A 13,583-nucleotide genomic window follows, 5' to 3' on the forward strand; every position below is an offset into this window, starting at 1 on the left:
CGGAGGATCGCTCCACCGCGGACTCAGACGACGGCACATGACCATGATCGGGCTCGGCGGCGTCATCAGCGCCGGCCTGTTCGTCAGCAGCGGCAAGGTGATCGCCGACACCGGCCCGGCGGCGCTGGTCGCCTACGCCCTGGGCGGCCTGATCGTCATCCTGGTGATGCGGATGCTCGGCGAGATGGCCGCCGCCCGGCCCTCGGCGGGCTCGTTCGCCGACTACGCCCGTACCGCACTCGGCCCGCGCGCCGGGTTCCTGGTGGGCTGGTGCTACTGGCTGTTCGCCATCGTCGCGGTGGCGTTCGAGGGGGTGGCGGGGGCCAAGCTGCTGCACTCCCTGTCCGGCGGCATCCCGGTGCTGCCGACGGCCGTCGCGCTGCTGGCCGCGCTCACCGCGGCCAACCTGGTCTCGGTGCGGCTGTTCGGCGAGACCGAGTTCTGGCTGGCCTCGGTCAAGGTCGTGGTGATCGTGGCGTTCCTCGCCGCCGGGGCGCTGTACGTCCTGGGCCTGTGGCCGTCCGCCGGGGCCGGGGCCGGGCTCGCCACGCTGACCGGGCACGGCGGGTTCGCCCCCAAGGGCTGGGGCGCGGTCCTCACCGCCCTCGTCACCGTGCTGTTCTCCTACTTCGGCGCGGAGATCGTCACCATCGCGGCCGCAGAGTCGGCCGAACCGGCCAAGGAGGTCGCGCGGGCCACCCTGCGGGTGGTCTGGCGGGTGCTGATCTTCTACGTCGGCTCGGTGCTGGTCATCCTGGCGGTCGTGCCGTGGGACCGGGTCCCGGCCAACGGCGCCGACAGCCCGTTCGCGACCGCCATCGCCGCGCTCGGCGTCCCCGGCGCGGCGACGCTGATGACCTGGGTCGTCCTGGTCGCGGTCGTGTCGGTGATGAACGCCGCGCTGTACGCCGCCTCGCGCGTCCTGCGTGCCATGGCCGCCCGCGGCGACGCCCCCGCCGCGGCGGGCCGGGTGCGCGCGTCCGGCGTCCCCGCGCCCGCGCTGCTCGGCGGCGCCGTGCTCGCGCTGGCCCTGATGGCCGGTGCGAGCGCGGCCGGTGACGACGCCTTCGACCTGCTGATCAACACCGCCGGGTTGCTGGTGTTGTTGCTCTACGTCTTCGTCGCGCTCAGCCAGCTCCGGCTGCGCCGCCGTATGGAGGCCGAGTCGCCCGAGCTGCTCAGGCTGCGGATGTGGGGCTTCCCCTGGCTGAGCCGGGTCGTGGTGGCGCTGCTGGTCCTGGCGTTCGCCGCGGTCGCCTCCTCCGCGGAGGCGCTGCCGGTCGTCGGCGCGGTCGCCGTGGCCGTCGGCGGCACCCTGCTCGCCTACGAGATCAGGTCACGCCGCAAGGAGCCCGCCGACGCCGCCGCGGTGGCGCGACGTCCAGGCGTCTGACCCCCCTGATCACCGCCGGTTCCCTCTGTACGAGCCCCGAGCGGGCCAGTATAGAAGTTGCGAAGATTCGCAATTTGTTGAACACTAATGTCCGAAAGGCTGGTGCGGAGTCGCGCCGGACGTCGGCAGAAGGCGGGGACCAGGGGTGAGCGAGGCGTTCGCTGCGGCGATCCGGCGCCGGGTGGATGAGGCGGCCGGCGCGCTGCACGCGGCCGAACAGGACGGCGACGCCGACGCGGCGCTGGCGGCCGCCGGAGGGCTGGACGAGGTGCTGCGGATGGCCCGCGCACACGGGGTGGACACGGACCGGAGCCCCGATCCCGCCCCGGCCCGCCAGGCCGCGGAGGGAGAGGAGTCGCGCTGATGTCCGTCCCTCTGTACGAGGCCAAGGCCGAGCTGTTCCGCCTGCTGGGGCATCCGGTGCGCATCCGCGTCCTGGAGCTGCTCCAGGACGGGCCGATGCCGGTGCGCGACCTGCTGGCCGAGATCGAGGTGGAGCCCGCCGGCCTGTCGCAACATCTGGCGGTGCTGCGCCGCTCGGAGCTGGTCACCGCGCGCCGCGACGGATCGACCGTCGTCTACGCGCTGTCCGGCGGGGACGTCGCGGAGCTGCTGCGCGCCGCCCGTCACCTGCTCCAGGCCAAGCTCTCGGGCCGGCACGCGCTGCTGAACGAGCTGCTCGAGTCGGAGGCCGGCGAACGGTGACCTCAGTGCTCCGGGCGGGCTGGGCCCGTCTGCGCCCCGTTCTGCCCGCCCGGGCCGATCTGGCCGCCTTCGGCCGTCATCCGCGCCGTGACCTGCTGGCCGGGCTGACCGTGGCGATCGTGGCGCTGCCGCTGGCGCTCGGCTTCGGCATCTCCAGCGGGCTGGGCGCGCAGGCGGGGCTGGCCACCGCGGTGGTGGCCGGCGCGCTGGCCGCCGTCTTCGGCGGCTCCGCGCTGCAGGTGTCCGGGCCGACCGGGGCGATGACGGTGGTGCTGGTGCCGATCATGCACGCGTACGGCGCCTCCGGCGTGCTGACGGTGGGGGTGCTGGCCGGGCTGCTGCTGCTCGGCCTGGCCCTGGCGCGGGCGGGCCGGTTCATGATGCTGGTGCCCGCGCCGGTGGTGGAGGGGTTCACCCTGGGCATCGCCTGTGTGATCGGCATGCAGCAGGTGCCCGCCGCGCTCGGCGTTCCCACACCCGAGGGCGACAAGGTGCTGGCCGTGGCCTGGCAGGCGATACGCGACTTCGCCGCCCGTCCGAACTGGGCCGCCCTCGCCATGACCGCGGCGGTGGCGGCGCTGATCCTGGTCGGCGGGCGTCTCCGGCCCTCGGTGCCGTTCTCGCTGCTGGCCGTCGTCGCCGCCACCCTCGTCGCGGAGCTGGTGAACCTGCCGGTGGCGCGCATCGACGCCCTGCCCGCGGGGCTGCCCGCGCCGTCCCTGGAGTTCCTGGACGTGGCCGCGCTGAGCTCCCTCGTCGCCCCCGCGTTCGCCGTGGCCGCGCTGGCCGCGCTGGAGTCGTTGTTGTCGGCCGCGGTCGCCGACGGCATGAGCGTCAACCATCGGCACGACCCCGACCGCGAACTGTTCGGCCAGGGCGTGGCCAACCTGATCGCCCCGCTGTTCGGCGGGGTCCCGGCCACCGGCGCGATCGCCCGTACGGCGGTCAACGTGCGCGCGGGCGCCTCCTCCCGGCTGGCCGCGCTCGCTCACGCCGCGATCCTGGGCGTGATCGTGTTCACCGCCGCCGGCCTGGTGGCCCGCATCCCGCTGGCGGCCCTGGCGGGCGTGCTGCTGGCCACCGCGGCGCGGATGGTCGAGGTCGGCTCGGTGCGCGCGATGTTGCGGTCCACCCGCGCCGACGCCGTCGTCCTGGCCTCGACCGCGATCGCCACGCTCGTCCTGGACCTGGTCACCGCCGTCATCCTCGGCCTGATCGTGGCCGGGGCGCTCGCGCTGCGCGCCATCGCCCGCGACGTCCGCCTGGACACCGTGCCCCTGCGGGCCGACCTGCCGGACGACCACGACGCCGAAGAGCACGAGCTGCTGGCCGAGCACATCGTCGCCTACCGGCTGGACGGGCCGCTGTTCTTCGCCGCGGCGCACCGCTTCCTGCTGGAGCTGTCGGAGGTCGCCGACGTCTCGGTGATCATCCTGCGCATGTCCCGCATCACCACGATCGACGCCAGCGGCGCCCTGGTGCTCGGCGACGCCATCACCCGCCTGGAACGACGCGGCATCATCGTGTACGTCTCCGGCATCCGGGACGGCCATCACCGGCCACTGCGCGCCCTGGGCACGATCGCCCGGCTGGACGAGGCGGGGCAGGTGTTCGCCTCCACGCCGGAGGCCATCGCGGCGGCCCGCCGCCATCTCCACCGGACCGGCGTCCTGCCCTCCGCCACCGGCTGAACCCCGCCGGCATCTGCGGACCAGGTGGCATGAACCTGACTTTTCCGTCACTCGGGTTGGCGTGATGATGACGGGGTGCGCCGTATGGGCAAGCAGGGGAAGTTACCGTTCATCGGCCTTGCCGCACTCCTGGTGGCGCTCGTCGCCTGGGGCGTCCTGGCGGGCTGGTGGTCGTTCGTGGGTGACAAGAACAATGTGCCCTGGGCGGAACCCGTGGGCTGGCTGGCCGGCATCGGAGGCTCTGTCGCCGGAGTCGTCAGCCTGTTCGTCACCCTGGCCGGGGACAAGAAGGAACGGGCGCGGCGTACGTCCGTGGAGCCGGAACAACGGCGGGAGCCCGAACGGCCCCCCACGACCGGGGGCCGGTCTCCGCGAACCATTCACCGAAGCGCCATCATCGATCGCAAGGACGAGCAGGCCCTTCTCCTGACCCGGCTGACTCAGGGGCCGTGGGGCGTCGTCGTCGTGACGGGAGAACGGGGAGTCGGTAAGACGATGCTCGTGGACCGGGTGGTGGACGAGTTGGCGGGCGCATCGGCCGGTCCGCTGCCGACGATCTTCCGCCACGAGGCCGTTCCCGGCCTGGGCCTCGACGCCAGGACGCTGATCGCCGACCTCGAAGCGCTGCAGGGCGACGGGGTGGTGCGATGGTCCGAGGTCGGCGACGCGCCGCCCGCCGATCACGTGCGAGCGTGCCTGGAGAGGATCGGCAACACTCCGGCGGTGATCGTCGTCGAGCGCGCGGAGAACCTGCTCGACCCGGCCACCCGGCAGCTCGCCGATCCCGAGCTGAGCTCGGTGTTCGAGGTGCTCGCCGCTGACGAGGGCCATCGCGTCGCCGTGGTGCTCGTGACGCGGGTACCGCCGAAGACCGCAGGACCAGGCCGATGGGCGGCTCACGCGCCGATCAAGGTGGGCGGGCTGGAGCGGACGTTCTTCCTCACCTTCATCGGCGACCGGACCAACCAGAAACGCACGATGCTCCGGGCGGCGGACAAGTACTACGACTTGTTCGGAGGCAACCTCCGCCTGGCGGAGCTGGCCTGCGTCGTCGCCCAGTCGCCGCAGGACGACACCACCCAGCTGTTCAAGAAGCTGGACGAGAAGACCCGGAGAATGCCCGAATTCCTCATCGAGAGGCTCATGCGGGGCCTGGACCCGGGAGAGCGCGCGATCCTCGAAGCGCTCGACGCCTTCGGGACCGCCGTGGACGCGGAGGCGGTGCGCGAACTGCTCGGCCAGGCGGAGGGCGGGACCCGGCTCCGGCTCGGCGACGTGCGGGACATCCTGGCGGGGCTGGTGGACAAACGCGTGGCGGACAGGACGCGCGACGGGGAGTACTGCCTGGCCCTGTCGGAGGAGGAGCGGGCCTGGGCCGGGCTGCCCGGCGAGGACGGACCCGTCGGGGCGAGGCAGAAGAAGCTGCTGACCGACGCCGGTGGCGTGCTCGCCGGCCGCCGCGTGTCGTCCCCGCGGACGGTCGAGCACCTGCGCCTGCACCTCGCCGGGATGCGCGCCTACATCCGGGCGGGCAGCCCGCAGTCCGCCTACAACCGGATCGAGGTCGTCGATCGCGAGCTGCGCAAGCGGCACTGCGCGTTCCTGCTGCGCGAGCCACGGGAGAGGCTGCGGGGCAGGCTCGTCGATGGGAACGCCGAGCGGGAGCTGGAGAACGACACCGCGCTCGGGGACATCTACGCCTCCGGCGGCGATTTCGACAAGGCGAGCGAGGCGTACGGCAGAGCGCTCCAGCAAGCCGACGACCGGCACGACGTGCCCGGCCGCATGCGGGTCCGGGCCAACTTCGCGACAGCGTACTGGTGGAACCGGGACGCGAAGAACGCCGGCGAACACTACAAGGGCGTGCTTCACGAACACGACAAGCTGGCCCAGAGCGGCCGGCAGGAACACCTCGCCCTGCTGCCGGTCCGGATGAGCGCGCTGGAAGGGCTGGCGGACTGCCATCGTCAATGGGGCGACTACGACAGGGCCATCCAGTACGCCGAAGAAGCACGCGCCGTGCCCGGAACGACCGGATATCCCGACACCGACGACGCCCTCGCCCTGTCGGGAAGCGTCTCCATCGACCTGAAGCTGGCCCGCTGGCACGCCGAGCTCGGCGATCTGGCGGCCGCGGAAGGTGCCCTCATGGCCGTCGAGCAGAGGCTGACCGGACACGACGAGGACTGGTTGCACAGCCGCTACCAGGACGGGATCGCCCAGGCACGGCTCGGACACGACGACGATGAGGCGATGCGGGCGGCGCAGAAGGCGGTGGAGCTCGCCCGGCGGTACAACGATCCGATCATCCTGTTGCGGGCGCGCACGACCCTCTGCCAGATCCACCTGGCCCGGCACGACCTCGCCGACGCCTTCCAGCAGATCGAGAGCGCCGCCCAATACCGCTATGTCGGCCGTCCGCTGCTCACCCCGGCCCTGCGGGCGCTGGTCTCGCTCGCCCGGTCCGGCCAGGCCGGCGACGCGGTCAGGCTGTTCCGCGAGCTTCTGGACGAGACGAACCGGCGCATCGAACGAGACGAGGACGACGTCACCGCTTGGAACTTCAAGGGCTTCGCTCTCTGCGGCCTCCACCTGAACAGCGAGGACACCCTGGCCGGGGCCATGCACGCGTTCCTCGTGGCGCGCGACAGGACGTCACGCGCCACCCCGGGGCTGGTGGGCCGCCTGCTGTTCCTGCTGAAGCAGCTCGACGGGTACGGCCGGACCCCCGGACGGTTGCAACCGGTCTGCGATGTCCTGACCTTCGAGGAGCCGTCCGCCTGAGCCGGGCCGCTCAGCGCCGTACCCGGCCGGGCCCGGTGCCGAGGTCTTCTGAGAGGCCCGTCCCCGCGCCGAACCACCCCTGTTCCTGTGCCCGGACGATCGCCTGGACGCGGGTGGCGACGCCCATCTCCTGGTAGAGGGCCTGGAGGAGCCGGAACATGGCGCGTTCGGAGTAGCCGGCCCGTCCGGCGAGCTGCGCCACGGTCGAGCCTTCCGCGAGCTGCCGCAGCCAGGACAACTGCCGGGGACTCGGCGGCTTCGTGTCCCCGCCCGTCCGGTGTGCGCCGGTGGCTAGGGCCGTGGCCACGACCGCGGGCAGCACCGCCTGCCCCTCGGCGGTCGCCTCCACCGTACGCCTGAGCACGCCCGCCGCCACGTCGCGCGTCAGCACCGACCGGGCGCCGGCCCGTACCGCCCGCGTCCCCAGTACGGCGGGCTCCTCGCCGATCAGCGCGATCACGGCGTGCGTCGCGGCCACGTCACGCAGCCGGCCGAGGACGTCCCAGTCCCGCTCGTGCTCCAGGGTCAGCAGCACCACGCCGCGCTGGACCTGCCGTACCCAGGCCAGCACCTCCGCCGGAGCCTCGACGCGATGACCCGCCGCGGACAGGACTGCGGCGACCCCCTCGCGGTACATGGGCAGGGGGTCGACGACCGCGACATGGAGGGCCACCGGTGGCAGGAATTCCCTTCTCGACGGCTGTCGCGGTCGCTCATGGCCGGTGGACGCGCGACGGGCCGGCGCGAACGCGCTTCAGCCTGGATATCAGCCCTGTCAATGGCCCGGGACCGGCGACGCGGTCCGGCGGCTTCGCGCGGCCCGGTGTCAGGTTCCCGCCGGTGATTGTTCGTGGACCCGCCCCCGAGGCGCTTCCTACCGTCGAGGGCACCCCACGCTAGGAGGTCTTCATGGACGACACCGGCGCGCCGACATTCCACTTCATCGTGACCGATCAGCCGACCGCCCATCGCGCGCTCAGGGTGCGCTACTCCAAGGGCCGGCTTCCGGATCTGCCGAGGGGCGCCGTGCCGACGATCCGGGAGATCGCGAACGAGGACGCGAGACGGACCCCGGAGGAGGTCGCGGCCGCGTTCGGGAAACGGGAGCCCGAGATGGTCAGGGACATCGGGCGCAAGGTGCTGGTGCACCTGGTCGAGCTGGTGACCGGCAGGCAGGCGAACTGACGCGGCGCTCCCGCCCGCGCCACCGGCGGGTGCCGGGGCGCGGGCGGGGCGGCGTGTCCCCCGGTCAGTAGCAGTACCAGGAGAAGGCGTTGCGCTCGTCGTGGAACGCGGCGTGCGACAGGCCCGCGCCGTGCTGCCAGCGGCAGGCGTCGTGCATGTTGATGCCGTGCATGGTGCCGTCCACTCCGACGCAGCGCCAGCTCCAGACCGACTTGGGGTTCTGGGCCACCGAGTTGAGGTGGCCCAGGCTCTGGCAGTACGCGTGCAGCCGGTCCAGGCCCGGCTGGCCGGCCGCCCGGGCCGGGGGCGCGGCCGTGGCGAGAGCGGCGAGCCCGAGCCCGGCGGTGAGCGCGGCGGCGGCGAGGGCCGCCGTGATCGTCCTGGTCAGGCCGCGCGGTGCGCTGGATGCGTCCATGCTTCTCCTTCGGTGCGGGCGGCCCGGTCGGCTGCCTCGCGAACCACGGAAGCGGGCCCGCCGGGGTGTCCAACAGCAGGTCGGACGGACCCGGACGAACTCGTCTGGCCCATTAGGGCGGCGTCAGCGAGGCGGTCAGCCCGGCCTCACTCCTGGACCTGTTCCAGCAGGCCCCGGGCCAGCCGGCGAACGGCGTCGCCCAGCTCGCGCGGCGACCGGATCGTGAACGGGAAGCCGAGCCCGGCGAGCATGGCGGCCATGCCGTCCAGCGACTCGGCGCGCATCCGCAGGAGGGTCCCGTCCGGGGCGCCGGTGAGCGTGGCCACCGACGGCGGGATGCGACGGGCCGCCTCGGCCAGGGGGACGTGCAGAAGGACCTCGACCGCGTGCGCGTACGGCACCCGCGCCAGCGACGCGGTGACCTGCCGCACCGGGTCGGACTCCTCGGGGATCTCATAGGACGCCGTCCCGGGGACGACGGACGAGATCCGGTCGAGGCGGAAGGTGCGGATCTCGCCGGACAGGTGGTCGAGGCCGGTGACGTACCAGCGGCCGGAGTGGAGGACCAGGCCGTGGCCGTCCAGTTCGCGTTCGGTTCGTGAGCCCTTCCAGGAGCGATAGGCCAGCGTGACCCGGCGGCGGTCGCGGATCGCGGCGGCCAGGGTCAGCACGGCCCGGCTCGCGGGCGTCGGCGTCGCGCGCTCGGCGAGGGTGAAGTCCAGGGTCTCCTCCAGCGCGCCGGCCTGCTCCCGCAGCGTGGCCGGCAGCACCCGCCGGATCTTGGCCAGGGCGGCTTCGGTGGCCTCGGCGGCCAGGCCCAGGCGGCGTCCGGCGAGCAGGCCGAGGACCACGGCGGTGGCCTCGTCGTCGGTGAGCATCAGCGGCGGCAGCTTGTAGCCGGGCATCAGCCGGTAGCCGCCGTAGCGGCCGCGCTCGGCGGCGACCGGGATGCCCAGGTCGGCGAGCCGGGCGGCGTAGCGCCGGACGGTCCGCTCGTCCACGCCGAGCCGCTGCGCCAGGTCCCTGCCGCCCAGGACGTGGTGCGCCTGGAGGAGTTCGAGCATCGCCAGCATCCGGGTCGCCGGATATGACACAGGTCACCCACTTGATCCGGGCGGATTCTGTCCGCTTTCGGCTTTAGCGTAGCGACATCGGCTCACTGGAAGGACGAAGAGATGGCGAACTACGTACTGGTGCCCGGACTCTGGCTCGGCGCCTGGGCCTGGGACCAGGTGGCGGAGAGGCTGCGCGCCGCCGGGCACCGGGTGCGGGCGGTCACGCTGACGGGGGTGGCCGAGCGGGCCGCGGAACTGTCGCCGGAGGTCGGCGTGGAGACGCATGTCGCCGACATCCTCGCCGCGATGGACGGATGGGAGGAGGTCGTCCTGGTCGGGCACAGCGGCGCGAACGTCCCGGTGACCGCGGTCGCCGACCGGCACCCCGAGCGGATCGCCCGGATCGTGTACGTCGACACCGCGTCGCTGCCGTCCGGCGTGGCGGTGATCGACTTCAACGACGAGGTCACCCAGAAGGCCTGGCGCGCCCAGGTCGGCGACGGCTATGCGCTCGACGTGCCCGCCTACGAGCGGGGGGCGGGCAGGTTCGACGGACTGACCGAGGAGGACTGGGAGCGCGTCCGCGAGAGGGCGACGCCGCACCCGTGGGGCGCGGTCACCCAGCCGATCGAACGGCCTCAGGACATCCCGGCGACGCCGAAGACCATGGTCGCCTCGACGATGCCGGTGGCGCTGATCCACGAGCTGATCGCCTCGGGGAACCCGGCGTTCGCCCCGCTCGGCACGCCCGAATGGACCTTCGTCGAGCTGCCGACCGGCCACTGGCCGATGTTCTCGCGCCCGGACGACCTCGCCGCGCTGCTCTGACGACCCGGCCGGGCCGCCGGGTGCGGCCTGGTCAGCGCCGCGTCCCCCGGACGGGGTCCGGCTCGGCCGGAGGGGAGGTGCCGTCCAGGTAGGCGAGCACGGCCCGGACGCGGCGGTGGCCGGAGTCGTCCGGGGCCAGGCCGAGCTTGGCGAAGACGTTGCCGATGTGCTTGTGGACGGCGTTGTCGGAGATGCGCATCCGCTCGGCGATGGTGGCGTTGTCGTGCCCCTGCGCCATGAGCGCCAGGGACTCCCGCTCGCGGGCGGTGAGGGCGGCGAGGGGGTCGTCGGGGCGGCGGGCGAAGAGCTGGGCGATCACCTCGGGGTCCATGGCGGTGCCGCCGGCCGCGACGCGGCGCAGGGCGTCGACGAACTCGGCCACCCGGCCGATCCGGTCCTTGAGCAGGTAACCGATGCCGCCGCGGCCGTCGGAGAGCAGCTCGCCGGCGTACTCGCGCTCGACGTACTGCGAGAGCACCAGGATCGGCAGCGCGCCGTGCTCACGGCGGGCCCGCAGCGCGGCGTGGATCCCCTCGTCGCGGAACGACGGCGGCAGCCGCACGTCCACGATGGCGATGTCGGGGCGATGTTCGGCGACGGCGTCGAGGAACGCCTCCCCGTCGCCGACGACCGCCACGACCTCGCAGCCCTTCGCCGCCAGCAGCAGCTTCAGCCCGCTGGACAGCAGAACGTTGTCCTCGGCGATCACGACCCGCACGGAACCTCCTGAAACGATCACAATGCGCACGGCATCCGGACGGCGAGCGTGGTGGGGCCGCCCGCGGGGCTGTCGAGGCGGACCACGCCGTCGAGGGCGGCGACCCGCCGGCGGATCCCGGGGATCCCGGTGCCGCGCGCCTCGTCGGCGCCGCCCTTCCCGTCGTCGGTGACCTCGATGGACAGCACGTCGCCGGACCGCTCGACCCGCAGGGCCGCCCGGGTGGCGGCGGCGTGCTTGGCCACGTTCGTCAGCGCCTCGGCGATCACGTAGTAGGCCACCGTCTCCACGGACGCCGGGAGCACGCCCAGCTCGGCGAGCTCGATGTGGACCGGCACGCCCGACCGGGCGGCCAGCGCCGTCAGCGCGCCGTCGAGCCCGCGGTCGGCCAGGATCGGCGGGTAGATCGTCTGGAGCACCGTGCGCAGTTCGGCCATCGCCTCCTCGGCCGTCTCGTGCGCCTGCCGGAGCAGCGCCGCGACCGTCTCCGGGTCGTCGGCGAGCGACTCCCGGGCCAGGCCCAGATGCATGGCGATGGTCACCAGGCGCGCCTGCGTCCCGTCGTGGAGATCGCGTTCGATGCGCTGGAGCTCCGCGCCGTGGGCGTCGACCACGCCGACGCGGCTCCTGGTCAGCACGTCGACCCGCTCGGTGAGCCGTTCGCGGGCCGACGGCGTGAGCAGCGCCAGGCACAGCCGGGCGTGCAGCCGCGCCAGCACCGGCAGCCCCCACCAGGCCGCCGCGCCGAGGACGGCGATCTGCGCGGCGCCCCCGACCAGCGCGGTCACCCAGTCGCCCACCTGGACGTCGTAGAAGGAGAACAACGTGGGCCGCACGCCGACGGGGAACGCCCACCACAGGGACATCGCCACCGCGGCGACCACGATGTTGCCCAGGCACAGCAGGGCGGCCAGCCCGAGCGGGAACCCGACGGCGACGTGCGCGAGGGCCCAGGGGAGATCCCGCCGCCCGCCCGGCCGCCCGTCGGCCGGGACGCCGAGCAGCCCGCCGGCCCGCCGGCGGTGCCAGGCCGCCCAGCCCCGCCCGGCCGCCGGCGCGAGCAGCACCGGCAGGGCGAGCGCCGTGGCCACGGCGGTGGCCAGCGTGCCCAGCAGGTAGATCGAGCCGGAGAACGCACGGTCACGCATGCGCACCTCCTCACGACTCCGTACGGATCCCAGTATTTGTCACCATGTCCCGCCGGACACTACAGCGGGCTGTACCAAGGCGCGTGCGGCCGGCTGTATCGTGCCGGGCCTGCGGCCGCAATAGCGTCCCCGGCCATGAAACCGACACGTGCGAGACGCCTGGTCCCGGTCGCCGCCCTGACCGCCCTGACCGCCTTGATCGCCCTGTCCGCCTTCGCGCCCCCGGCCGGCGCCGACGCCGTCGCGCCCCCGTCGCTCGACTGGAAGCCGTGCGCCCAGGGCTCCGACGACGCCGTGGGCAAGGAGCTCGACCGGGCGGGCGCACGCTGCGCGACGCTCACCGTCCCGCTCGACCACTCCAGGCCGGGCGGCCGCACGATCGAACTCGCGCTGTCCCGCATCCCCGCCGCCGACCGCGCCCACCGCATCGGCACCCTGGTGCTCAACAGCGGCGGCCCCGGCGAGAGCACGCTGGACATGCCCCTGCGGACCCGCGCGGCCATGAAGGACGTCGCCGCCCGGTACGACATCGTCGGGCTGGACCCGCGTTTCGTCGGGCGCAGCACGCCGCTCGACTGCGGCTGGCCCATCGGCCTGTGGGTCCGCTCGGCCGGCGCGACCCGCGCCCGGTTCGATCACCAGGTGGCGGTGCAGCGCGACCTGGCCGAGCGCTGCGCCGAGCGTCACGCCGACGTGCTCCCGTACGCCAACACCCGCGACACGGCCCGCGACCTCGACCTCGTGCGCCGCGCCCTCGGGGAGCGCCGGATCTCCTTCCTCGGCTACTCCTACGGCAGTTACCTGGGCGCGGTCTACACCCAGCTGTTCCCCGGCCGCACCGACCGCGTGGTCCTGGACAGCGCGGGCGACCCGGACAAGTGGGGCCCCAGGGCGATGCGGGGCAGCGAGGACGAGGCGGACCGCGCGCTGCGCGGCTGGGCGTCCTGGGCCGCCGCCCGTCACGGCGCCTACGGCCTCGGCGCCACCACCGCCGGTGTGCTCGCCACCGTGGACACGATCGTCGCCGCCGCCGAGGACGGCCCGCTGCGCGTCGGCCGGTACGAGGTGGACGACCAGGCGGTCCCGTACATCCTGTCCGTCGGCTCCGCCAACGACCGCCCGGAGGCCCGCGCCGAGTTCGCCGCAACCGTCCGGACCCTGAACGAGGCCGCGCACGGCCGCCCGGCCGAACCGGGCGCCGAACTCGCCGGCTTCCTCGCGTTCGTCCTGACCGGCGTCGGCTCCCCGCTCGCCGGTCCGGCCGCCGCCATCACCTGCGGCGACCGGGCCGCGCCGCGCGACCCCGACGTCTACTGGGACGACGTCCAGCGCAGCCGTGTGCGCCACCCGCTCTTCGGCCCGGTCAAGAACAACATCTGGCCCTGCGCGTTCTGGCCGACGCGGCCGCGCGAGCGCCTCACGCGCGTCGCCAACGCCACCCCCGCGCTGATCGTGTCCGCCACCGGCGACACCGCCACCACCTACCAGGGCAGCAAGGCCATGCACCGGGCGCTGACCGGCTCCCGCCTGCTCACCCTGCGCGGCGTCACCGCCCACGGCATCTACGGCGAGTACGGCGACGCCTGCGTGGACGCCAAGGTCAACGCCTACCTGGCCACCGGCGCCCTCCCCGCCACCGACCAGACCTGCCGCCCCTGACC

13 protein-coding genes are annotated in these 13,583 nt (G+C 73.7%); 8 read left to right on the plus strand and 5 right to left on the minus strand.

The window, feature by feature from the left end; translation table 11 throughout:
- Positions 1-37: 37 nt before the first annotated feature.
- The 5 genes from AB0J97_RS43440 to AB0J97_RS43460 all read left to right on the plus strand — a co-directional run bounded on the left by AB0J97_RS43440 (position 38) and on the right by AB0J97_RS43460 (position 6,573).
- On the plus strand, positions 38-1,393 hold the full coding sequence (locus tag AB0J97_RS43440) for an amino acid permease (protein WP_364100832.1): 1,356 nt from the start codon (positions 38-40) through the stop codon (positions 1,391-1,393).
- A 145-nt stretch (positions 1,394-1,538) separates the two neighbouring features.
- Entirely contained in the window at positions 1,539-1,757 is a 219-nt protein-coding gene (locus tag AB0J97_RS43445; RefSeq protein WP_357700457.1) for a hypothetical protein, read from the plus strand.
- Positions 1,757-2,098, plus strand: a complete 342-nt coding sequence (locus AB0J97_RS43450) for a metalloregulator ArsR/SmtB family transcription factor (RefSeq protein ID WP_357700459.1) — start codon at positions 1,757-1,759, stop codon at positions 2,096-2,098. Before AB0J97_RS43445 ends, AB0J97_RS43450 begins: the two co-directional genes overlap by 1 nt.
- The gene (locus AB0J97_RS43455; RefSeq protein WP_364100836.1) at positions 2,095-3,789 is read left to right on the plus strand and encodes a SulP family inorganic anion transporter; all 1,695 of its coding nucleotides are present in this window, start codon (positions 2,095-2,097) and stop codon (positions 3,787-3,789) included. The genes AB0J97_RS43450 and AB0J97_RS43455 overlap by 4 nt, the downstream gene beginning before the upstream one ends.
- Positions 3,790-3,873: 84 nt before the next feature.
- On the plus strand, positions 3,874-6,573 hold the full coding sequence (locus AB0J97_RS43460) for a hypothetical protein (RefSeq protein ID WP_364100839.1): 2,700 nt from the start codon (positions 3,874-3,876) through the stop codon (positions 6,571-6,573).
- 10 nt (positions 6,574-6,583) lie between these two features.
- Here the strand turns inward: AB0J97_RS43460 and AB0J97_RS43465 are convergent, their stop codons facing one another.
- Positions 6,584-7,246 (minus strand): hypothetical protein, encoded by a 663-nt coding sequence (locus AB0J97_RS43465; protein ID WP_364100842.1) that lies wholly within the window; start codon positions 7,244-7,246, stop codon positions 6,584-6,586.
- Between the two features lie 236 nt (positions 7,247-7,482).
- Between AB0J97_RS43465 and AB0J97_RS43470 the strand changes: the two genes are divergently transcribed.
- Entirely contained in the window at positions 7,483-7,758 is a 276-nt protein-coding gene (locus AB0J97_RS43470; RefSeq protein ID WP_357700467.1) for a hypothetical protein, read from the plus strand.
- Between the two features lie 64 nt (positions 7,759-7,822).
- Here AB0J97_RS43470 and AB0J97_RS43475 read toward each other — a convergent pair whose 3' ends face one another.
- Positions 7,823-8,173, minus strand: coding sequence for a hypothetical protein (locus AB0J97_RS43475; RefSeq protein ID WP_364100845.1), 351 nt, complete (start codon positions 8,171-8,173; stop codon positions 7,823-7,825).
- A 146-nt stretch (positions 8,174-8,319) separates the two neighbouring features.
- Positions 8,320-9,267, minus strand: coding sequence for a YafY family protein (locus tag AB0J97_RS43480; RefSeq protein WP_364100848.1), 948 nt, complete (start codon positions 9,265-9,267; stop codon positions 8,320-8,322).
- Positions 9,268-9,348: 81 nt separating this feature from the next.
- On the opposite strand from AB0J97_RS43480, the gene AB0J97_RS43485 reads away from it, so the two are divergent.
- Positions 9,349-10,056 (plus strand): alpha/beta hydrolase, encoded by a 708-nt coding sequence (locus tag AB0J97_RS43485; protein WP_364100856.1) that lies wholly within the window; start codon positions 9,349-9,351, stop codon positions 10,054-10,056.
- Between the two features lie 31 nt (positions 10,057-10,087).
- Here the strand turns inward: AB0J97_RS43485 and AB0J97_RS43490 are convergent, their stop codons facing one another.
- Entirely contained in the window at positions 10,088-10,774 is a 687-nt protein-coding gene (locus tag AB0J97_RS43490; RefSeq protein WP_364100860.1) for a response regulator transcription factor, read from the minus strand.
- Between the two features lie 17 nt (positions 10,775-10,791).
- A complete protein-coding gene (locus AB0J97_RS43495) occupies positions 10,792-11,922 on the minus strand; it encodes a histidine kinase (RefSeq protein ID WP_364100863.1) in 1,131 nt (376 codons plus the stop codon).
- A gap of 135 nt (positions 11,923-12,057) precedes the next feature.
- Between AB0J97_RS43495 and AB0J97_RS43500 the strand changes: the two genes are divergently transcribed.
- A complete protein-coding gene (locus AB0J97_RS43500; RefSeq protein ID WP_364100866.1) occupies positions 12,058-13,581 on the plus strand; it encodes an alpha/beta hydrolase in 1,524 nt (507 codons plus the stop codon).
- The last annotated feature ends 2 nt before the right edge of the window (positions 13,582-13,583 follow it).

Origin of the sequence: Nonomuraea sp. NPDC049607, assembly GCF_040675375.1 — a bacterium.
Taxonomy (GTDB): Bacteria; Actinomycetota; Actinomycetes; order Streptosporangiales; family Streptosporangiaceae; genus Nonomuraea.